At 68.8% G+C, this 21027-nt stretch carries 19 protein-coding genes; 6 read left to right on the top strand and 13 right to left on the bottom strand.

Features of this window, described 5'->3' with window-relative positions:
- Positions 1-169: 169 nt before the first annotated feature.
- Positions 170-1105, bottom strand: a complete 936-nt coding sequence (locus ACWF99_RS32255; RefSeq protein ID WP_378636021.1) for a 4-(cytidine 5'-diphospho)-2-C-methyl-D-erythritol kinase — start codon at positions 1103-1105, stop codon at positions 170-172.
- Positions 1106-1258: 153 nt separating this feature from the next.
- On the opposite strand from ACWF99_RS32255, the gene ACWF99_RS32250 reads away from it, so the two are divergent.
- Positions 1259-1465 carry a cation transporter gene (locus ACWF99_RS32250; protein WP_378636018.1) on the top strand — a complete coding sequence of 69 codons (207 nt, stop codon included), beginning with the start codon at positions 1259-1261 and terminating at the stop codon, positions 1463-1465.
- A 347-nt stretch (positions 1466-1812) separates the two neighbouring features.
- On the opposite strand, the gene rsmA is transcribed toward ACWF99_RS32250, so the two are convergent.
- From rsmA to ACWF99_RS32225, 5 genes are all read right to left on the bottom strand, one after another.
- Entirely contained in the window at positions 1813-2697 is an 885-nt protein-coding gene (gene rsmA / locus ACWF99_RS32245; RefSeq protein ID WP_378636015.1) for a 16S rRNA (adenine(1518)-N(6)/adenine(1519)-N(6))-dimethyltransferase RsmA, read from the bottom strand.
- Positions 2698-2731: 34 nt separating this feature from the next.
- Complete coding sequence (locus ACWF99_RS32240) at positions 2732-3886, bottom strand: alpha/beta fold hydrolase (RefSeq protein WP_452538233.1); 1155 nt, start codon at positions 3884-3886, stop codon at positions 2732-2734.
- A gap of 124 nt (positions 3887-4010) precedes the next feature.
- Positions 4011-5156, bottom strand: coding sequence for an alpha/beta fold hydrolase (locus ACWF99_RS32235; protein ID WP_452538228.1), 1146 nt, complete (start codon positions 5154-5156; stop codon positions 4011-4013).
- A gap of 197 nt (positions 5157-5353) precedes the next feature.
- Positions 5354-6481 carry a transglycosylase family protein gene (locus ACWF99_RS32230; protein ID WP_378636007.1) on the bottom strand — a complete coding sequence of 376 codons (1128 nt, stop codon included), beginning with the start codon at positions 6479-6481 and terminating at the stop codon, positions 5354-5356.
- A gap of 172 nt (positions 6482-6653) precedes the next feature.
- Entirely contained in the window at positions 6654-7508 is an 855-nt protein-coding gene (locus ACWF99_RS32225; protein WP_378636005.1) for a TatD family hydrolase, read from the bottom strand.
- Between the two features lies 1 nt (position 7509).
- Here ACWF99_RS32225 and metG point away from each other — a divergent pair, with 1 nt between their 5' ends.
- Positions 7510-9078 (top strand): methionine--tRNA ligase, encoded by a 1569-nt coding sequence (metG, locus tag ACWF99_RS32220; RefSeq protein ID WP_378663684.1) that lies wholly within the window; start codon positions 7510-7512, stop codon positions 9076-9078.
- 62 nt (positions 9079-9140) lie between these two features.
- On the opposite strand, the gene ACWF99_RS32215 is transcribed toward metG, so the two are convergent.
- Positions 9141-10331 (bottom strand): DUF418 domain-containing protein, encoded by a 1191-nt coding sequence (locus ACWF99_RS32215; protein WP_452538227.1) that lies wholly within the window; start codon positions 10329-10331, stop codon positions 9141-9143.
- 81 nt (positions 10332-10412) lie between these two features.
- On the opposite strand from ACWF99_RS32215, the gene ACWF99_RS32210 reads away from it, so the two are divergent.
- Positions 10413-11210, top strand: coding sequence for a TetR/AcrR family transcriptional regulator (locus ACWF99_RS32210; protein ID WP_452538232.1), 798 nt, complete (start codon positions 10413-10415; stop codon positions 11208-11210).
- A gap of 3 nt (positions 11211-11213) precedes the next feature.
- On the opposite strand, the gene ACWF99_RS32205 is transcribed toward ACWF99_RS32210, so the two are convergent.
- Positions 11214-11966, bottom strand: coding sequence for an isocitrate lyase/PEP mutase family protein (locus ACWF99_RS32205; RefSeq protein ID WP_452538226.1), 753 nt, complete (start codon positions 11964-11966; stop codon positions 11214-11216).
- A 33-nt stretch (positions 11967-11999) separates the two neighbouring features.
- Positions 12000-12485 (bottom strand): redox-sensitive transcriptional activator SoxR, encoded by a 486-nt coding sequence (gene soxR, locus ACWF99_RS32200; RefSeq protein WP_101465780.1) that lies wholly within the window; start codon positions 12483-12485, stop codon positions 12000-12002.
- 164 nt (positions 12486-12649) lie between these two features.
- Here soxR and arcA point away from each other — a divergent pair, with 164 nt between their 5' ends.
- Both arcA and ACWF99_RS32190 read left to right on the top strand, forming a co-directional pair.
- Entirely contained in the window at positions 12650-13891 is a 1242-nt protein-coding gene (gene arcA, locus ACWF99_RS32195) for an arginine deiminase (RefSeq protein WP_378663679.1), read from the top strand.
- Positions 13888-14253: a GntR family transcriptional regulator gene (locus ACWF99_RS32190; RefSeq protein ID WP_452538225.1), complete on the top strand. Its 366-nt coding sequence runs from the start codon at positions 13888-13890 to the stop codon at positions 14251-14253. The genes arcA and ACWF99_RS32190 overlap by 4 nt, the downstream gene beginning before the upstream one ends.
- A gap of 10 nt (positions 14254-14263) precedes the next feature.
- On the opposite strand, the gene ACWF99_RS32185 is transcribed toward ACWF99_RS32190, so the two are convergent.
- Positions 14264-15868: a dolichyl-phosphate-mannose--protein mannosyltransferase gene (locus tag ACWF99_RS32185; protein ID WP_452538224.1), complete on the bottom strand. Its 1605-nt coding sequence runs from the start codon at positions 15866-15868 to the stop codon at positions 14264-14266.
- Positions 15869-16045: 177 nt separating this feature from the next.
- Between ACWF99_RS32185 and rsmI the strand changes: the two genes are divergently transcribed.
- The gene (rsmI, locus tag ACWF99_RS32180) at positions 16046-16915 is read left to right on the top strand and encodes a 16S rRNA (cytidine(1402)-2'-O)-methyltransferase (protein ID WP_452538231.1); all 870 of its coding nucleotides are present in this window, start codon (positions 16046-16048) and stop codon (positions 16913-16915) included.
- Between the two features lie 23 nt (positions 16916-16938).
- Here rsmI and ACWF99_RS32175 read toward each other — a convergent pair whose 3' ends face one another.
- The 3 genes from ACWF99_RS32175 to ACWF99_RS32165 all read right to left on the bottom strand — a co-directional run bounded on the left by ACWF99_RS32175 (position 16939) and on the right by ACWF99_RS32165 (position 21013).
- Positions 16939-18066 (bottom strand): glycosyltransferase, encoded by a 1128-nt coding sequence (locus ACWF99_RS32175; protein ID WP_378663674.1) that lies wholly within the window; start codon positions 18064-18066, stop codon positions 16939-16941.
- 79 nt (positions 18067-18145) lie between these two features.
- Positions 18146-19135: a GAF domain-containing protein gene (locus ACWF99_RS32170; RefSeq protein ID WP_452538223.1), complete on the bottom strand. Its 990-nt coding sequence runs from the start codon at positions 19133-19135 to the stop codon at positions 18146-18148.
- Positions 19136-19144: 9 nt separating this feature from the next.
- The gene (locus tag ACWF99_RS32165; RefSeq protein ID WP_378635981.1) at positions 19145-21013 is read right to left on the bottom strand and encodes a putative bifunctional diguanylate cyclase/phosphodiesterase; all 1869 of its coding nucleotides are present in this window, start codon (positions 21011-21013) and stop codon (positions 19145-19147) included.
- Positions 21014-21027 lie beyond the last annotated feature (14 nt).

The raw sequence follows: 21027 nt of genomic DNA, 5'->3' as shown, positions 1-21027 counted from the left end.
TACTGGCCAGACTCAGGCGCGGGGAGGCGGTGCGTCGGCGGCCTACGTTGGCTTGCTGGATCAGTGGGCCCGTCCCCGGCGAGTTACCCATGTCCATACGAGATCTGTTGCTTGCGATCATAGAGGACCGGCCGTCGGCCGCTCTGGCCCGCCACCGCGGCCGGGCCCATCAGCGTTTGGACGATGCCTCGGCGTCGAGCACTCGCGCGCCGGGAACCGGCCCGCTCGCGGTGCGCACACTGCGACACACGCCCGCGCCTGCCAGCTCCGCGGCGACACCGATCGCGGCCTCCTCGGACTCGCAGAGGAAGGCGCAGGTGGGGCCGGAACCCGAGACCAGCCCGGCCAGGGCGCCCGCGCCGACGCCCGCGCGCAGGGTGCGGCGCAGTTCCGGCTTCAGCGAGAGGGCGGGGGCCTGCAGGTCGTTGCCCAGCAGCGGCGCGAGGGTGTGCGGATCGCCCGCGGCCAGCGCCTGCATGAGTTTCTGGGGGTCGCCGAGGCGTGGCGGTTCTCCTTCGGCGCGTAGCCGGTCGAGTTCGCGGAAGACCGACGGGGTGGACAGACCGTCCTTGGCCAGCGCGAGGACCCAGTGAAAGGTGTTGCGCGACAGCACCGGAAGCAGGCGTTCGCCGCGGCCGGTGCCCAGTGCGGTGCCGCCGTGCAGGGAGAACGGCACGTCGCTGCCGAGTTCGGCGGCGATCGTTGTCAGTTCCTCACGGGTCAGGCCGAGGTCCCACAGCTCGTTCAGCCCGACCAGGGTCGCGGCCGCGTCGGCGCTGCCGCCCGCCATGCCACCGGCCACCGGGATGCCCTTGGTGATCGCGATCTCGACCAGCGGGGCACGGCCGGCCAGATGCGCCAGGCGGACCGCGGCCTTCCAGACCAGGTTGGTGCGATCGGTGGGTACCTCGGCGGCGCCTTCGCCGCTGACCCGCACGGAGAGCGAGGCCGAGGGAGCCAAACGGAGGTCGTCGGCGAGGGACAATGCCTGGAACACGGTGGTCAGGTCGTGGTATCCGTCCGGGCGCAGATCAGCGACTCCGAGATGCAGGTTCACCTTCGACGGAGCTCGCACGACGACCGGGCTGGGCACAACTGACAGCACGATTACCCAGCGTAATAGGTTCCACCGACTAGTACGCACGCCGAATGCCCAGCACTCGGCCAAGGGGTTGCGTCGGGTACCCTTGGGGGGTATGTTCGTTCGTGTCGGGGACATACCCCTGGACCGTATGTTCGAAGAGCGAAGGAGCCTGCCATGGCCACCACCACCTACACCGTCACGGGGATGACCTGCGGACACTGCGTGAGCTCGGTCAAGCAGGAGATCGGCAAGATCGACGGCGTCACCGGTGTGGACGTCGACCTCGCCAGCGGCCTCGTTCGCGTCGACAGCGCGGGCGAACTGGCCGACGCCGATGTGGCCGCCGCGGTCGACGAAGCGGGCTACGCACTGAGCGCCTGACTCCACCCGTGCTGGGCGAGCAGGCGCCGCGCGCGTCCAGCTCGCCCAGCATCGACCCGGTCCGCGACAACGTCCCCGTTCACCGTGGGTTCACCCACGTCAGGACACGTCACGAATCATCCACAATGTCATCCACATCCCTCCCCGAACGTGGTGCGACACCGATTTCCCGGTTCCACCGGGAGCGTCACCCGCCGATCATGATCAACTCCGAACGCCGCGAAAACCGGTTGTCCACAATTGCTTTCACAGGGACACCACAACCCGCACCGGTGAACGGCCGGTGTACTGCGGGTTCTCCTGCGGGAGCCCACGATTCGCCGAGCGGGACGTACCGCTCGCGCCGCTCAGGTCGTCGCAGCCAACCGGACGAACGCCGACGTCTCCAGGGTCTCGCCCCGTGCCGTCGGATCGATCCCGGCGGCGATGAGCCGGCGCTCGGCCTCGGCGGGCGAGCCCGCCCACCCGGACAGCGCCGCCCGCAACGTCTTTCGCCGCTGCGCGAACGCCGCGTCGATCACCTCGAACACCCGCCTGCGATGCGCGTCGTCCATCGGCCACGGCGCTTCGGCGTAACGGTCGATCCGCACCAGACCCGATTCGACGCGCGGCACCGGCCAGAAGACCTGCGTCCCCACGTGACCGGCCCGCCGGACCTTTCCGAAGAAACCCGCCTTGACACTCGGCACGCCGTACACCCGGTTCCCCGGCTCGGCGGCGAGCCGGTCGGCCACTTCCGCCTGGACCATCACCAGCGACACCATGATGCTGGGCAACGTCGCGAGCAGGTGCAACAGCACCGGCACGGCCACGTTGTACGGCAGGTTCGCCACCAGCGCGGTCGGCACGGCGGGCAGCTGCTCCGGACGCACCCGCAGCGCGTCGGCCTCGACCACGCGCAGGCGCTCGACCAGGCCCGGCGCGCGATCGGCGACGGTTTCGGGCAGATAGTTCGCGAGCACGGGGTCGATTTCGACGGCGACCACCTGATCGACCACGTCGAGCAGTGCCAACGTCAGCGAGCCGAGACCCGGGCCGACCTCGAGCACGGTGTCACCCGCGCCGACACCCGCCGCGGACACGATGCGCCGCACCGTATTGCCGTCGTGCACGAAATTCTGTCCGAGCTGCTTGGTGGGTCGGACGCCGAAGCGCTCGGCCAGGGTCCGTACCTCGACGGGACCGAGCAAGGCGGCACGGTTACCTCGAGCGGAATTCTCTGGTTCGGACACTGCTAGAACCTACCAACCTCGTTGATCGGGCAGCTCAGCGCTGTGTCGGGGCGGCGTTGACACGTGCGAGGAATCCGTCGATGGTGGCGAGCTGCTCGGGCGAGACCGAGCCGTGCTGTCCGTTGCCGAGGACCACCTGCTGGTCGACGCCGTTGGCCGCGAACTGGGCGACCAGCGCCGCGTGCAGCGGCGACGGCACGACCATGTCGGCGACGTTCATGGACAACAGGATCGGGGCATCGTAACCACTGGTCGGCAGCATCATGTAGGCCGCGAGCGGATCGCGCAGCGGAGCGAGCGGGCGGGCCAGCAGGTCGGCGGAGGTGACGCCCTTGGTCGACGCCAAGATCTCGTCCAGGCACTGACTGCCCGCGGCGTCGACAATTTCCTTGCCGCGCGGAGTCAGGTAGGAGTCGATGTCGAGCGCGGGGTCAGTGGCGCGCAGACCGGCCAGGATGCTGACGATGAACGAGGTGGTGGCGCTGGAAAGCCCCGGCACCATCGGCGTCGTCGGGCTGACGAACGGCAGGATCTTCTCCACGTCCGAGGCTGGGTCGATCGCGGCGACACCACGGAAGTCGAGCTCAGGGGCGTACTCAGCCTGCACGTGCGCCGCGCTCAGCGCCGCGTGACCACCCTGTGAAACGCCGAGCACGCTCCAGGTGCGCGAGAGGTCGTGGTTGGCGGCGCGGGCAGCACGGACCAGATCGATCGTCGCAGTTGCCTCGCTGCGCACCTCGAGGTACGGGTGCGGGCCGGTGTCGAATCGGCCGAGGCCGAGGTAATCGGGCGCGACGACGGCGAAGCCCTGGTCGACGAACCGCTTCAGCAGCCGGTCCTCGCCCCCGCGCTGCTGTTGGAAGGGCGCGCTCTCCGGATCGGCCTGACCACCGCAATTCGGGCCGGAGCCCGAGGTGCCGTGGTCGTATGCCAGGATCGGCCAGCCGCCGACCGGTGCGTCACCTTCGGGGAGGAACATCGCACCGCTGGCCGGGCGCTGAACGCCGGCCGAGTCGGTCATCCAGTACTCGACCGACGAGCCACGGCTGAGCCCGTGCCAGCCCGCGGGTTCGGCCTGCACCGAGATGAGCGAACCGGGAGCCTCCGCGACGGCCGGAGCGAACGCGGCAGCGGTCAGCGCACTCGCGACCAGCGTGGCGACGGCCGTCGCGCGAATCGGGTTGTTCAGCACAACTCAGTCTCCCTACCAGGCGATCATGATCTTGGACGAGTGTACAGATCAGGGCGGGCCGGGCTCTGGATCGACCGAAATCCGTGCAGACCGATGGGCAGGGCGGGAGAGCGGCAGGCGATCAGCGAACCCGGGCGAGGAACTCATCGATCGCGGACCACATCGCCGGATTCAGCTCGCAGTGACTGCCCGTCCCGACCACCGGTGTGTAGTGCACGCCGCCCGCGGTGAACTGCGCGGCCAGTGCCGCGTGCAGCGGCGAGGGCACCGTGCGGTCGGTGGCGTTGACCAGCAGCAGGATCGGTGCGTCGTAACCGCTGGTCGGCACGGTCATGTAGTCGGCCATCACCGACCGCAACGGCTCGTCGCCGAGCGAGCGGCTGAGCATCGCGCCCAGCGTCAGATCAGCGACCCGGTCGTCGATGGCGTCCGAGCACAGGGCACCGATCTCGTCGAGGACCTGGCGGCCGAGCGGGCTGAGATAGCTGTCGACCTGCGCGTCCGGCCGGGCAGCGCGCAGTCCGGCCAGGATGCTGGCCGAGAACCCCAGGATCCCGCCGCTGAGGCGATCGGGATTGCCCGGACCGAGCAGCGTTGCCACCTTCTCCACGTCCGATTCCGGGTCGATCGCGATGGTCCCGCGGAAGTCCAGCTCGGGGGCGTAACTCGCCTGCCGGTGCGCGGTGCCGAGCGCCGCCTGCCCACCCTGCGACATCCCCGCCGCCACCCACACCGGCGACAGATCATCGCGCGCGGAATGCGCGGCCCGGAGCATGTCGATGGTGGCAGTGGCCTCGGTGTCGATCCCGAGATACGGATGCGGACCGGTATCGAACCTGCCGAGCCCCAGATAATCCGGCGCGACGACAGCGAACCCCTTCGACACCAGATACCGCAGGAAAACATCCTGCCCCACTTGCGATTCCGGCCACGGCGCCCCCGCCGGATCCGACTGTCCCCCGCACCCCGCCCCCAGCCCGGTAGTCCCGTGGTCATAAGTGACAACAGGCCAACCACCCGCAGGCGCGACACCAGTCGGCAGATACAGCGCACCGCTGGCGGGCTGCGACACACCGCCCACCCCGCGCGTCCAGTAGTCGATGACCTGAGCCCCCGACATCCCGTGGAATCCATCCCCCTGCGGAACAACCGCGATAACAGTCCCCGGAGCCTGCGCCTGCGCCACCGGCAGCGGCACACACATCCCGACCCCCGCCGACAGAACCGCCGCGGCCACCGAACGCCACCAGGCCGAAACCCTACGCATCACAACCACCCGTCGACTCGTCACCGACCCGACCCCGCCGCACGAGCACAGCAGACCCGGCGAAACGAGAGCACGCTAACAGGCTGGGCTGTTCCGCCTCCGCGCATGTCCAGCGTGTCGCCCCGGAGCCCGAGTGCCAGTTCTCGGCCTCACGCCGGAGCGGAGGTGGCTGGGAGTTACCTACTGTTCTCGCGAAATCAGCTGATTCCCAGGCGTCCGGTGCACGCGGGCCAGGCACCCCAGCCCTGACGGGCCCGCGTCACCTCGGCGATCGCGATCTGCTCTTCGCGGCTGGCCAGGTCGGCGCGCGGTGCGTACTTCAAGCCACCCTGGCGTTCCCAGGTGCTCTGATCGAACTGGATGCCGCCGTAGTACCCGTTTCCGGTGTTGATCGCCCAGTTCCCCGTCGACTCGCACTTGGCCAGCGCGTCCCACACCGCACCGTCACGCACCGGCGGAACCTCGGTCCCCGGCTTGGCGCCCTTGCGGATCGTCTTGTTCTGCGCGGGCGTGATCACATTCGAATGCACCTGCACGCGTGAGGCTTCGACGCCGTTCACCATCTTCACCGCGAACGTCGCCTCGTGCAGACCGGGCATCCCCGGGTTCTCCACCACGGTGCGGCTCATGTTCATGGTCACGTCCTCGATCACCGTTTCGGTGGGATCGAGCGGCAGGGTCTCGGTGCGCTGTTCGGTGCGCTGCCGGGTGACGACGACCTGCATGCCCTCCGCGAGGGGGGTCGTGGCGGCGGGCTCGGTGAAGTCCTCGTCCTTCAGCGGAACGCCCGCGGCCGTGAGGAATTCACCGATGGTCGCGGCGGCGAGGCGCACATCGACCGGGGCTGCGCCACCGTCCACCAGCGAGATGTTGCGCGGGGTGTACACACTCAGCGCCGCACCCGCGAGGGGCAGCTTCTCGGTGCGCGAGGGCAACACGTGGGTGTCGGACGGGATCTGCATCGACGCGAGCGCGTCGCCCGCGGTGGTGCCGGTGGTCCACACCTTGCGCTCGACACCGTCGACGGTGACCGTGATCTCGCGGCCCCGATTGAAGGTGATGGTGGCGCCGTCGCCGACCTTGGCGCTCGCGGCGGGGATCACCTCGTCGTGTTCGGCGATCTCGTAGCCCGCGTCGGCCAGGATGGCGCGCACGTCGCGCGACATCGTCGAGAGCTCGGTCCGTTCGCCGTCGATGACGATCGCGACCGTCTTGTGGTTCACGATGGCCAGCGAGGCGCCGACGAGGAGAATCAGCAGCATGGCCGCCACCGCTGCGAACAGCAGCGGTGAACGTGACGAGTTGATCCGCGCAAAAGCTGACATGATTACAGGACGATAACGACGTGGTGCGCGCTAGACAACACCAGGCCGCCCGAACAGCGGGATCGTAGATCACAATTCGATATAGACAGCGCTGGTAGATAACAACGTGAGCGCACAAATGTGAGCCGACTCACGTTTAATGTCCAGCCCCCTGTCGAACAGACGAAACGGACTACCGAATCCGGTACAGCCTGCGCGCGTTGGCGGTGGTGATCTCGGCCAGCGTCTGCGGGTCCTGCTCGCGCACTTCGGCCAGCGCGCGAACGGTGTACGGCAGGCAGTACGGCTCGTTCGGCGCACCGCGATACGGGTGCGGTGTCAGATACGGCGCATCGGTTTCCACCAGGATCTGGTCGTCGGGCACCAGCTCGGCCGCCTCGCGCAATTCGTGCGCGTTCTTGAAACTCACCGTGCCCGAGAAGCTCAGCACATACCCCTCCGCCACACATGCCTCGGCCATCGTGGCGTCCGAGGAGAAGCAGTGGAAGATCACCGTGTCCGGCGCACCCTCGTCGAGCAGCACCGTGAGCAGGTCGTGGTCGGCTTCGCGGTTGTGGATCATCAGCGGTTTGCGCACGCGCTTGGCCAGGTCGATGTGCCAGCGGAAACCCTCGATCTGGGTTTCGATGTCGGCGCAGCCGTCGAGCTTGCCCGGCCAGTAGTAGTCGAGGCCGGTCTCCCCGACCGCGACCACGCGCGGGTCGGTGGCGAGGTGCTCGAGCTCGGCCTTCGCCTTGTCGTCGAGGGCGTTGGCCCGGGTGGGATGCAACGCGACCGCGGCGTACACCCGCGGATCCCAGTTCGCGGCCCGCACGGCCCACTGCGCGGCGGCGAGATCGTCGGCGACGGTCACCACGTGCCCGACACCGGCCGAGGCGGCCCGGTCGACGATGGCCGCGGTCGACGCGGCATCGGTTGCGCCACAGGCATCGAGGTGGGTATGCGCGTCGATCAGGGGCGCGAGCGGCGGCGGAACAGGCGGAGCCGGACGATTCGTATTTGCCACCCGGATTACAGTAATGGGCATCATGAGTGCAGCCGAAGGCGCCGAGGCGCCCGCCTTCTACGTCACGACGGCCATCGCGTACCCGAACGGTGCGCCGCATATCGGCCACGCGTACGAGTACATCTCCACCGACGCGATCGCCCGCTTCAAGCGACTCGACGGTTACGACGTGTTCTTCATGACCGGCACCGACGAGCACGGTCAGAAGATGCAGCAGACCGCGGCCACCGAAGGCATCCCGGTGCAGGAACTCGCGGCCCGCAACTCCGATGTCTTCGAGGCGATGGACAAGGCGCTCGACATCTCGTTCGACCGCTTCATCCGCACTACCGACGAGGACCACCAGGCCGCCTGCGTCGCCATCTGGGAGCGGATGCTCGCCAACGGCGACATCTACCTGGGCAACTACTCCGGCTGGTACTCGGTGCGCGACGAGGCCTTCTACAACGAGGAGGAGACCACCCTCCTCGCCGACGGCACCCGCGAGTCCACCGAGACCAAGACCCCGGTCACCTGGACCGAGGAGTCGAACTACTTCTTCAAGCTCTCGGAGTACCAGGACAAGCTGCTCGCCCTCTACGAGGAGCGCCCCGAGTTCATCGCGCCCTCGACCCGGCGCAACGAGATCGTCAGCTACGTCAAAGCCGGTCTGAAGGATCTGTCGATCTCGCGCACCACCTTCGACTGGGGCGTTCCGGTCCCCGGCGAGCCCGACCACGTGATGTACGTGTGGGTCGACGCGCTCACCAATTACCTCACGGGCGTGGGCTTTCCGAACACCGACTCCGCCTCGTTCGAGAAGTTCTGGCCGGCGAACCTGCACATCATCGGCAAGGACATCACCCGGTTCCACACGGTGTACTGGCCCGCATTCCTGATGTCGGCCGGGATCGAACTCCCCGACCGGGTGTTCGTGCACGGGTTCTTGTACAACAAGGGCGAGAAGATGTCGAAGTCGACGGGCAATGTCGTCGACCCGCTCTCGCTGGTGTCCACCTACGGCCTCGACCAGGTGCGGTTCTTCCTGCTGCGCGAGATCTCCTACGGCCAGGACGGCAGCTACAGCAACGACGCCATCGCGGGCCGCATCAACGCCGACCTGGCCAACGAGTTCGGCAACCTGGTCCAGCGCAGCCTGACCATGGTCAACAAGAACTGCGACGCCAAGTCCCCCACGCCGGGTGAATTCACCGACGAGGACCGCGCCCTGCTGGACCGCGCGAACGCGCTCCTTGCCAAGTGCCGCACGGAGTTCGACGCTCAGCAGATGCACCTCGCCCTGGAAGCCATCTGGCTCACCCTCGGCGAGACCAACCGCTACTTCTCCGCCAATGCCCCCTGGGCACTGCGCAAGTCGGGCACCGAGGAAGACCTCGCCCGCATGGCGACGGTCCTCTACGTCACCCTCGAGGTGGTCCGCATCGTCGCCATCCTGGTCCAACCGGTGATGCCGGGCTCCGCGGGCAAGATCCTCGACCTGCTCGCCCAGGAAGGCCGCACCTTCGCCGACATCGCCACTCCCCTGGCCCCCGGGCTCGACCTGCCCGCGCCGGAGCCGATCTTCCCGCGCTACATCGAGCCCAAGGAATAGTCGAACGAGCGGTGGCGCACGGCCTTTCGCCGTGCGCCACCGGTTCGGAACCGAGGGGCAGCTCAGCCCACCGCGGTCGGTAGCGTTCGCCAGGCCGGTCTGCGACCGATGGTCACCCATCGCAGGATCCATTCGGCGGGGCCGTATCGATGCCGGCGCAACCACAGCGCGCTCACCCAGAGTTGCGCCACGAAAACGAGCAGGGCCAGCGCCATCGTCGCCAACGGTGACAAGCTACCGGCCGCGCCGAATCCGACGCCGGTGAAGATCACCAGGCCTATCGCGGATTGCCCCAGGTAGTTGGTCAACGCGATCCGTCCCGCCGGCGCGAGCGCTGAGCGGATCCACGCGGTACGCGGACTGTGCATCATGCGCAGCACCGTCGCGACGTAGGCGGCGGCGAGCAGCGGCGCGGTGGCGACGCTGACCGCGACGGCGAGCGTGTGCCCGGTACCGCCGCCGAGCGTGAACACCGCGCTGCCCGCCAGTCCCACCGGAAAGCCGATCCACTGGACTCGCCGCAGGATCGGTTCGTCGCCGCGGACCCGCGCGAACAACTGCCGGCGACCCGCGACCATGCCGAGCAGGAACATCGCGAGCGCCGTCGGCCCCTGCAGAGTGAGGGCCTGCAGGATCAGCAACGGCAATCCGCCGAGGTGCTGGCCGATGATCTCGCCCCAGCCGCCCAGCATCGCCGAGGTGGCCTGTTCGGCGTTCGCCTGCGCCACCTCGGGCGCGGGCAAGAAGCTCGCGGTGTCGAGGAAGAGCCCGCTCAGCAGCAGGCTCGCCAGCACGAGGCCGTACAACGCGGCGGCCACCCGCAGCGCTGTGCGATCCCGGCACCGCCGCATCCAGAACAGCACCAGGCAGGCAGGCGCGTAGGTCGTCAGTACGTCGCCGCCGTACAGGAAGACGATGTGCAGCACACCGAGCACGAACAGCCCCGCGATCCGGCGCAGCATGCGCGGCTCGAAGGCCGCTCCGGCGGCGGCCGCCGATTCCATCTGCAACGTGAAGCTGTAGCCGAACAGGAACGAGAACAGCACATAGAACTTCATGTCGACGAACACCGACGACAGGCCACGCACAGCGTCGTCGAGGGGCGAGGTGAAGGCGGGGTCGATGACCAGGTTGCCCGGATATCCCGAGGCCATGAAGGTGATGTTGACGACGAAGATGCCGAAGAGCGCGAAGCCGCGCAGCGCGTCGACGTCGTGCACTCGAGGTCGGGGGGCGACCAGTTGATCGGTCATGCGGGTTGCCAACCTCTCGCATAGCGGCAGTACTAAGTATCCCAGAGATATTATCCCATGGATAGTAATCACGTGGATAGTATGTGCCGCAGCCCGATCGACGCTGCCCGAACCCAGGAGGTATTCGCCGCGATGACCGACGAGCCGGTGCCCGCAGACCTGGGCAGACTCTGGCGGCTACCGGATCGGGCGCGGCTCGGCCGACCGGCGGAGCTCGACGTCGAACGCGTCGTGCGCGCCGCGGTGGAGCTGGCCGACCGGGGCGGCATCGGCGCGGTGACCCTGGCCGAAGTCGCCTCGACCCTCGGCTTCACGAAGATGGCGCTCTATCGCCACGTCGGCTCGAAGAACGAACTGTTCGAGCTGATGTCGGATCTCGCACTCGGCCCCGCACCCGGCATCGATACCGAACCCGGACAGTGGCGCACCGGCCTGCGCCGCTGGGCACACGCACTGCGCGCGGAATTTCTCGCGCACCCGTGGCTCCCCCAGCTGCCGATCAGCGGACCACCGCGGGGACCCCACTCGATCGGCTGGCTGGACGCCGCGCTGCGCGCCCTCGCGGCCACCGAGCTCGACTGGGCGACCAAAGTGGGCATCGTGATGCTGGTGAACATGCATGTGCGGCAATCGAGTCTGCTCACCCAGCAATTGGCGGACGCCAGGCAGGGCACCGGCCTGGACGAGGCCGCGGTCAACCAGAACTACGGCGCGGCGCTGGCCCGGCTGGTCGATCCCCACACGCTCCCGCAGGCAGCCGAGCTGTTCGCCTCGCCGTTGTTCCAGTCGCCGCCCGACGATCCGGCGGACGGCGACTTCGTCTTCGGCCTCGAACTGATCCTCAACGGCGTCGCCGCGGAGATCGAGAGCAAGGCCTAGCCGCTATTTCCAGGCAGCCAGCAGGGTGGCGGCCTCAGCGCCGAGGGCGGCCTGAAGGAACGGGCCGAAGCTGATGCGGGCGACGCCGAGGTCGGCGAAGTAGTCCTTGGCCGGGCTACCCGGCTGGCCGATCGCGTTGATCGGCAACGGCAGGTCGGTGGTGAGCCGGCGCAGGTCGGCGTCGGCGTGCTTGCCCACCGGGTAGAGAACGTCGGCACCCGCTTCGGCGGCCAGGGTCAGGCGGGCGATCGCGCGGTCGAGACGGTCGGCCTCGTCGCCGTCTTGACGCAGGAACAGGTCGGTGCGGGCGTTGACCACGACGTGCACGCCCGCCGCGTCGGCGGCCTCGCGCAGGCCGCGGACCAGGTCGGCGTGTTCGGCGGGCGAACGCAGGCGCTTGCCCTCGCTGTGCACCGTGTCCTCGATATTGAGGCCGACGGCGCCCGCGGCGAGCAGGCCGTCGATCAGTTGCAGCGGTTCGAGGCCGTAGCCGGATTCGATGTCGACCGAGACCGGGACCTCGACCGAGGCGGTGACCTGGGTGACGCGGGCGAGGAGTTCGTCGAAACTCATCCCCTCGCCGTCCGCGCGGCCGATCGAGTCGGCGACCGGGTGGCTACCCATGGTCAGGCCCGAAAAACCGGCCGCTACAGCGACATTCGCCGACCAGGCGTCCCAGACGGTCGGCAGCACCACCGGATTTCCCGGACGGTGCAGTTCGAGCAGAGTCTTCGCCTTGGCATCCAGAGAAGTCATACCCGCGATGATGCCCGAGGCGTCCGACAAGAGCTATACGCAGCCGGATTTCGGCGGGCAGTTCACCTGGACATCGAGCACGCGCGCACCGGGACCCTCCGCACCGAGACGGTCGTGCTCGTTGACGAGTTTGCACGAGCCGAGCGACAGACAGCCGCAGCCGATGCAGCCGGTCAGGTTGTCGCGCAGGCGCACGAGCTGGGTGATGCGGTCGTCGAGATCCTCGCGCCAGGTGGTCGACAGGTTCTCCCAGTCGCGACGGGTCGGGGTGCGCCCCTCGGGGAGCCGGTCCAAGGCCGAACGAATCTCACTGAGTGGGATACCGACCCGCTGCGAGATACGAATGAAGGCGACCCGGCGCAAGGTCTCGCGAGAATATCGACGTTGATTGCCACTGGTTCGACGGCTCGATATGAGACCTTCGCGTTCGTAGAAGTGCAACGCGGACACTGCAACTCCACTACGATCGGATAGCTGCCCGGGGGTCAGCTCCTTCGTTTGCCAATCGGCCATCGTCATCTATAGCTCCTCCCACTACCACCTAAACAATACTTTAGGTATTCGTGTCCTGTACGAAAAATGGGCGGAACACGCGCCCGAGCGGCGGACACCGACGAGCAGCCGCGGCCGAACCCAGCGCGTTGCAGCTCGCAGACACGCGGTCCTCGCATTACGGTTTGCAGATGGGAACCGCCCCCGACTCGCGCCTGACCGTCACCTCCGAGGTCGGCCAGCTACGGACGGTGCTGCTGCACCGCCCCGGCGCAGAACTACGCCGACTCACCCCGAGCAACAACGACCAGCTGCTTTTCGACGGCATCCCCTGGGTCGAGCGCGCACAAGCCGAACACGACGCCTTCGCCACCGTACTGCGCGAGCGCGGCGTAGAGGTGCTGTTACTGGCAGACCTGCTGACCGAAACCCTCAGCGCCAGTGGGGCAGCCAGGATCCAGGGCATCTCGGCGGCAGTCGACGCGCGCAGGCTCGGCCACGGCCTGGCCGACCAGCTCGCCGCCGAACTGCGCAAATTCGACGCCCCCGCGCTCGCCGACATCCTGATGGCCGGGATGACCTTCGACGAGCTGCCGTTCGGCCCCGATGCCACCTCGCTGGTGCGCCGCATGCACCACGGCGGCGATTTCGTCGTCGATCCGCTCCCGAATCTGCTGTTCACCCGCGATTCCTCGTTCTGGGTCGGCCCGAAGGTCGCGATCACCTCGCTGGCCCTGCCCGCCCGCAGCCGCGAGACCTCCATCACCGACCTCGTCTACGCGTTCCATCCACGTTTCCTCGGCGTGCGCCGGGCCTACGAGTCACACACCGCGCCGATCGAAGGTGGCGATGTGCTGCTGCTCGCCAAAGGTGTTGTCGCCGTGGGTGTCGGCGAGCGGACGACCCCCGCCGGCGCGGAAGCGCTGGCGCGCAGCCTGTTCGACGACGAGCTCGCGCACACCGTGCTGGTGGTGCCGATCGCGCAGAACCGGGCCACCATGCATCTCGACACCGTCTGCACCATGGTCGACACCGACGCGGTGGTGATGTATCCGGGCGTGCGGAAATCGTTGGAGGCGTTCACCATCCGCCGCGAAGACGGCTTCTCCGGACGCGGTGACCTCGAGCGCATCAGCATCACCGGACCCGAACCGTTCCTGCCCGCCGCCGCCGCGGCGATGGGCATCCCGAAGCTGCGCGTGATCGACACCGGCCGCGAGGGGCCCGACGCCGAACGCGAACAGTGGGACGACGGCAACAACACCCTCGCCCTCGCGCCCGGCGTGGTCGTGGCCTACGAACGCAACGAGATGACCAACTCGCGCCTGACCGAGGCGGGTATCGAGGTGGTCACCATCAGCGGTTCGGAGCTGGGCTCCGGCCGCGGCGGTCCGCGCTGTATGTCCTGCCCGCTGTCCCGAGACGAGGTGTGAGCATCGTGTTCCACGTCGAGCTGTCCACCGATTCCGCCCAGCCTCCCTACGAGCAACTGCGCATGGCCGTGATCGAACAGGTCCGCGCGGGCACCCTCCCGGCGGGCACCAAGATCCCCACGGTCCGCGCGCTGGCCGCCGACCTCGGCATCGCCCCCAACACCGTCGCCCGCGCCTACCGCGAACTGGAATCCGACGGCGTGCTCGAAACCCGTGGCCGCCAAGGCTCTTTCATCGCTTCCTCCGGCGATCCCACCCGCGATATAGCCAGCCGCGCGGCCGTCGACTACGTGACCACCATCCGGCGGCTCGGACTCGACGACGCCGACGCGATCGCCTTCGTCCACCGCGTCCTGGACTGACTGCCCGGCGCTACCGCCAGCTCGGCAGCCAGAGGTGGTCCTGCCAGTTCTGCGGCGTGATCGCCTGACCCGTGAGGATCGGCCACAGCCAGACGAAGTTCGCGATCACCAAGCCCAGATAGATGCTGACGATCAGCAAGCCGAGCGCGTACCGCTCGTTCACCGGGGCGGGGAGATAGGTACCCGTCGGGCTGCGCGGTATCCCGGCGGGTCTCGCCGACCCGAGAATGTCGCCGAGTGCCAGCGCCATCCCCATCACCAGGAACGGCGCGAGCACCACCGCGTAGAAGAAGTACATCTGGCGGTCCAGCGTCAGGAACCACGGCAGCAGCCCGGCGCCGTACCCCACCAGCACCGCCGCGTAACGCCAGTCGCGGCGCACCACCGAACGCCACACCATCCAGCCGATCAGCGGCAGCGCCAGCCACCACAGCGCGGGCGTGCCGACGGCCATCACGGCCTTCACGCACTGCGCTTCGCCGCAACCGGTGACGGTGCCGTCGGCGTAGTAGTAGAGCATCGGGCGCAGGCCCATCGGCCAGGTCCACGGCTTGGATTCCCACGGATGGTGGTTGCCCGCCGAATTGGTGAGACTGGAATGGAAGTCGAGGGTCTCGCCCTGGTAGTACCAGAGCGAGCGCAGCGCGTCGGGCAGGAACGCGAACGCGCCACCGCTACCGACCTGATTACCCACCGCGTACCGGAACACCCCGTTCTCGCTGGCGAACCACGCCCAATACGAGGACAGGTACACCACCAGCGGAATCACCACCAGCGCGTACAGCGCGGGCCCCACGTCGCGCACCATCGCGCCCAGCCACGGTCTACGCACGCCGTACGCGCGGCGCGCGCTCACGTCGAAGGCCACGCTGAGCAGGCCGAAGAACATGATGTAGTAGATGCCCGACCACTTGGTGCCGCACGCGAGCCCGAGCAGCACGCCCGCGCCGAACCGCCACCAGCGCACGCCCAGCCGCGGACCCCAGTCCGAGACGCCGACCCGCCCGGCCAGATCCGCGCGAGCCATGCGCTCGCGCATGTCGTCGCGGTCGACTATCAGACAGCCGAACGCCGCGGTGACCAGCAGCGACATGAAGATGTCGAGCATGCCGATGCGCGAGGAGACGAAGGTCAGGCTCTCGGCGATGAGCAGCACGCCCGCGAACGCGCCGATCAGCGTCGAACGGGCCATCCGGCGCACGATCCGCACCACGAGCAGCACCAGGATCGTGCCTGCCAGCGCCGCCGTGCCACGCCAGCCCCACGCGTTGTAGCCGAAGATCGCCTCACTGAGGGCGATGAACTGTTTGCCGACGGGTGGGTGCACGACCAGGCCGTAGGCGGGGTTGTCCTCCACCCCGCCACCGGTGACCATCTGCCAGGCCTGTGGGGCGTAATGCTTTTCGTCGAAGACGGGAGTGCGCGCGTCGGTCGGATAGTTCAGGTTGATGAACCTGGTCAGCGCGGCGATGACGGTGAGCACCGCGGTGACCAGCCAGCCGCGCGCGGTGTCGAGCGGACCGAAATCGGGGGCCGGGCGCAGCGGCGCGGGGCTGACCAACGCCGACACGGGACGCGACGGAGGCATCGCGCGCTCATCGGTCACCGGGATCACGCCCCGATCGTAGGCGGTGCCACCCACGAAGTCCGACCCGACACTTGTGCCCCCTCGTTTCCCCACCTACGCGCCCTCGGGCGCGGCTCCCCCGCCTGACAGAATGAACACGCGCCATCTACGCACGCGGCTTCCTGGCGACCGAATACCGCCTGGCCGCACTGCTCGCCGCACTCGATCGCCTGCGGGGAGAACTTACCGGAGAGGTCGGACAACACTGTGTTGGTCTTAGCGGCAACCCCCATGGGCGACATCGGCGACGCGTCGCAGCGACTGCGCGACGCGCTCGGTTCGGCCGACGTGGTCGCGGCCGAGGACACCCGCCGCACGAAATCGCTCGCGAAGGCGCTCGGCGTCGAGATCACCGGCCGCGTCGTCAGCTTCTACGATCATGTGGAAGCCGCCCGCATCCCCGCCCTGCTCGACGACATCGCGAGCGGTCTGACGGTCCTGCTGGTCACCGATGCCGGCATGCCGTCGGTGAGCGACCCCGGCTATCGCCTGGTCGCCGCCGCCGTCGACCGTGATCTCCCGGTCACCTGCCTGCCCGGCCCCTCGGCGGTCACCACCGCGCTGGCCCTGTCCGGTCTCCCGGTGGAACGCTTCTGTTTCGACGGCTTCGCCCCGCGCAAGGGCGGCCAGCGCCGAGAGTGGTTGCGCACGCTGGCCTCCGAACAGCGCGCCATCGTCTTCTTCGAAGCACCCCACCGCCTGGCCGACTGTATGGCCGACGCGGTCGCGGTCCTCGGCGCCGACCGTCGCGCCGCCATCTGCCGCGAACTCACCAAAACCTACGAGGAGGTCGTGCGCGGCACGCTCGGCGAACTGGCCGCCTGGTCCGCCGATGGCGCCCGCGGCGAGATCACCGTGGTTCTCGAAGGCTCCCAACCGGTTTCGGCCGAGCCCGCCGAACTGGTCGACGAGGTCGAGACACTGGTGGCAGGCGGTATGCGGCTCAAGGACGCCTGCGCCGAGGTCTCCGCAGGCCGGGGCGCCTCCCGCCGCGAGCTCTACGACGCCGTCCTGGCGGCCCGCTCGCAGAGCTGAACCGGAACGCCGAGCCGGGCGGATCAGCGGCCCAGCACCGCGAGCATTCCCGCGACCGCGCGGGGCCAGCCGAATTGCTCGGCGCGCGAGCGGGCAGCTCGACGGCGGCCGGAGGTGGGCATGGCCAAGACGTCGGTGACGGCGCGCGCGAAGGCGCGGGGACGATCGGCGGCGATGGCCCCGCATTCGGCGGTGACGATATCGGCGAGGGCGGACGAGCGGCTGGCCACGACCGGAGTGCCGGCGGCCAAGGCCTCCAGAGCGGCGAGGCCGAAGGTCTCGTGCGGGCCCGGCGCCAGTGAAACATCGGCGGTGGCGAGCAGTTTCGCCACCATCGCGCGTTCGTTGATGAAGCCGGTGAAGTGGACCGCGGGTTCGCCACCGGGCAGGGCGGGCAGGGTGCGGGCGCGGCGTTCGAGCGACTCGCGCCGCGGCCCGTCGCCCGCGACGACCAGCCGGGCGGGTACGCCGGCGCGATGCAGGGCGCCGACCGCCTCGATACTGCGGTCGACACGCTTCTCCACCGACAGCCGACCGCAATGCACCAGCATCGGATGCCCGGCGACGCCGAGATCGGCGCGCAAGCCGAGGTCACGGCGTCGGGGACTGAACAGATCGAGGTCCACCCCGAGCGGGACCAGTTCCACGTTCGGCGCACCGATCCGCAGGAACTCCTCCCGCGCGAAGTCGGTGGTGCACACGACCATGTCGTAGTCGGCGGCCGTGCGCCGGTTGGCCACGTCGGCGCAGCGGCGCGCGGCGGGTCCGGGCAGGAACTGGCCGAGCAGCCGGTCGAGGCGCTCGTGCGAGATCATCACGCTCGCCACCCCGCGCCGCCCTGCCCACCGGCCGAAACCACGCAGCGTGAGCCGGTCCGACACCTCGAGCACGTCCGGCGACAACCCGGACAGCACATCGGCCACCCGCCGCGGATCCGCCGCGCGATACCCACCGGTCCACGGAATTCCCAACGCGGGCAGAGTAATTCGCAACGCACCGGTGGGCAGAACCTCTTCCGAACGCCGCGACCCCGGCACGATCAGCACCACTTCGTGCCCCGCCGCCACATAGCCCTCACCGAGGTGGTGCAGGGCAGTGCGCAACCCGCCCGATCGCGGGCCATAGAAATTGGCAAGCTGCACGATGCGCACACGCCGATCGTCGCGCCGCGCGGGTTACCTCCGGGTCCTGCCCGAGGAACGGGAGGTGAACAGCGTCGAAAGATGCGGCTCAGTGCGCGACGGGCGCACCGTCACCGGCCGACCACACCCGCAGCAGCCCGTGCCCCGTACTCATGGCCACCAGTTCGGCCTGCGCGGTGATCCACTCCCCGACCGCGAACCGCACCCGCAGCTCCAGTCGCCTGCCGGTACCCGGAGTGCGGGCCAGGTCGTGACAGGCACCCCGCAACGCGGCGAGATCAGCAGGATCGATGACGGGTCGCTCCACCAGCCAGCGATCCAGCGGGGGCAGCGGTGGCCCGGCCCATTCGTAGATCAGGGCGCTGGTCAGCTCGATGATGCCGACACCCACACCGCTGCTCTGCGAAACGGCGCGCAACATGGCCGTATCGGGATCGGCGGCGGGCTGGGCGGTGTCGAGCTCGGGGATGGCGTGCATCAGCGCGCTGATCCGGCGTTGCGCGGGTACCGCCCTGGTGATCATCTGGAAATGGCGGACCTCGTCGTCGTCGCCGGCCATGTCGACCTCGCCCTGCCACAGGCCACCGTCGTCGATGCGCGCGACCATCGCGAAGTAGTCGATGCGCCCGTCGAAGCGCGCCATCCGGCCGAACGCCTCGGGCGGCGTGCGGATCACCCGGACCTGCTCGGGGTCCCTGGCGAAGACGAGTTCCTCCAGACCGGGTCCGTGATGGGCGAGCTCGGTGTCGGCATCCCAGTCCCAGGCCGCGACCCGGCGCGGTGGCGGGATCGGGGTATCGACGGCTCCGGCCCACAGCCGCACCCCATGGACGCCGCCGTACGCGCACGGCACCGGCTCGGTCACCACCAGCGTGTCCGCCTCGACCACGCGCTGCGCTCGCCCGTCCGCGTGGCAACGCCGCACCGCCTCCGTCGCGATCCGGGCGCGGGACGGGCCGAGAACGCGACGCAGCGAGCCGAGCCCGGACCAGTGCCTGGGGTGCGCGCCCGCGGCGACCACCGTCGGCTCACCACCGGGGAGAAGGGTCTCCACCAGGAGCCAATCGTCGGACGGCATCGCCGCGATTCAGCTCGACGCCACGCCACGGCCCGCGCGCGGCAGGTCGAGGTCCAGCGGAATACGTCCTTCGCGCAGGTGCGCCTCGACTTCCTCACCCGGCATCGGCCTGGCGATGAGGAACCCCTGCGCGCGGTAGCAGCCGAGACCGACCAGCGTTCTGGCCGCCATCGGCGTCTCCACTCCCTCGCCCACCACGCCGAGGCCGAACGACCCGGCCAGCCCGATGATCGACTTCACGATCGCCAGGTCGTCGTCGCTGTCGCCGAGCCGCTGCACGAAACCGCGGTCGATCTTCACGGCGTCGACGGGCAGCGCCTTGAGATGGGAGAGCGAGCTGTAGCCGGTACCGAAATCGTCGATGGCGATCTGCACGCCCATCCGTTTCAGGCCGCGCAGGGTGAGCCTGGTTCGCACGAGGTCCTGCACGACCACGTGTTCGGTGATCTCCAGGCAGACGGAACTGCCGTCGATCCCGTACAGGCGCAGAATATCCTCGATGCGCTCGACGAAATCGGCGCTCACCAGCTGGACCGGGGACACATTGATCCGGATCACCACATTGGCGGCCAGCCCGCGGCGGCGCCAGTCGGCGAATTGCGAACAGGCCGACCGGATCACCCACCGGCCGAGTTCGCCCGCCAGGTTGGTGGCCTCGGCGACGGCGACGAACGCGCCGGGCGGCAGGAGCCCGCGCGTGGGGTGCTGCCAGCGCACCAGCGCTTCCAGCGCCACGATGCGTCCGGTGCGCAGGTCGACTTCGGGCTGATAGTGCAGCACCATCGACCCGTCGGACACCGCGCTGCGCAAGTTGACCTCGACGTCGTCCTGTAACTCGAACTGGACCCGCATGGCGTCGGTGAACACCGCGATCCCGTTGCCACCACCGGATTTCGCCGAGAGCAACGCGTGGTCGGCACGGCGCAGCACGTCCGACACCGTCGTCTCGCCGGGCACACCGAGCGCCACGCCGACGCTGACCCCGCGGCTCACCGATTCCTGCCCGACCGAGACCCGGCGCCCGACCAGCTCCTGGATCCGGTTCGCCTCCAGTTCGGCGGCCACCGCGTCCATCGTCTTGGCGGGCACGATGACGAACTCGTCGCCACCCAGGCGCGCGATCATGTCCTCGGGGGCGAAGTTCTTGCGTAACCTGGCCGCGAGCGTGCGGATGAAATTGTCGCCCGCGTTGTGACCGAGGAAGTCGTTGAGCGCTTTGAGCCGATCGAGGTCGAGGAAGAAGGTCGCGACCGGACCCTCGTTCCCCGGCGCGAGCCGTTCCTCCATGTGCTCGAGCAGCGCGCGCCGATTCGCCAGGCCGGTGAGATCGTCGTGCGAGGCGATGTAGCGCAGCCGGTCCTCGGCCTCCACCCTGGCCTGGAGCTGGGCGAACAAGGCCGCGATCGCCTTGAGCACATTGACCTCGCGGGTGGTCCACGCCCGGTCACCGCGCCGGACGAAGCCGAGCGCGCCGGTGGACACCCCGCGCGAGACCAGGGGAACACAGGCGGTCACCATCGAGGGCATGCCGGTGGTCTGCCTGATCATCTCCTGGTAGTCGGGGTATTCGTCGCCTCGGCTGACGATGATCGGCTCGACGGCGTTCTCGCTGGCCAGGAACAGCGAGTCGGCCTCGGCGAAGTCGATGACGCGTAGGGGGTCGGGGTCGGGCACGTAGGGCCGACGCGGCCACTCGGCGATCAGCACGGTTTGGCGCTGCTCACGCACGGTGTGGCGCAGATAGGCGAACTCCACGTCGAAGTAGTCCACCAGGCTCGCGAGCACGCGCTCGCTGGCCACGACCATGGTCGTGGCGTCGACGCCCATCAACTCCGAGGCGACCTGCGTCACCAACGAGTCGAGGTTTCGCCGAGGCACCGTTTCTCCGATCG

It is taken from the genome of Nocardia sp. NPDC055002 (assembly GCF_053608825.1).
Note: the sequence above shows the minus strand (reverse complement) of the source record. Positions and strands in the feature narration are given on the sequence as shown.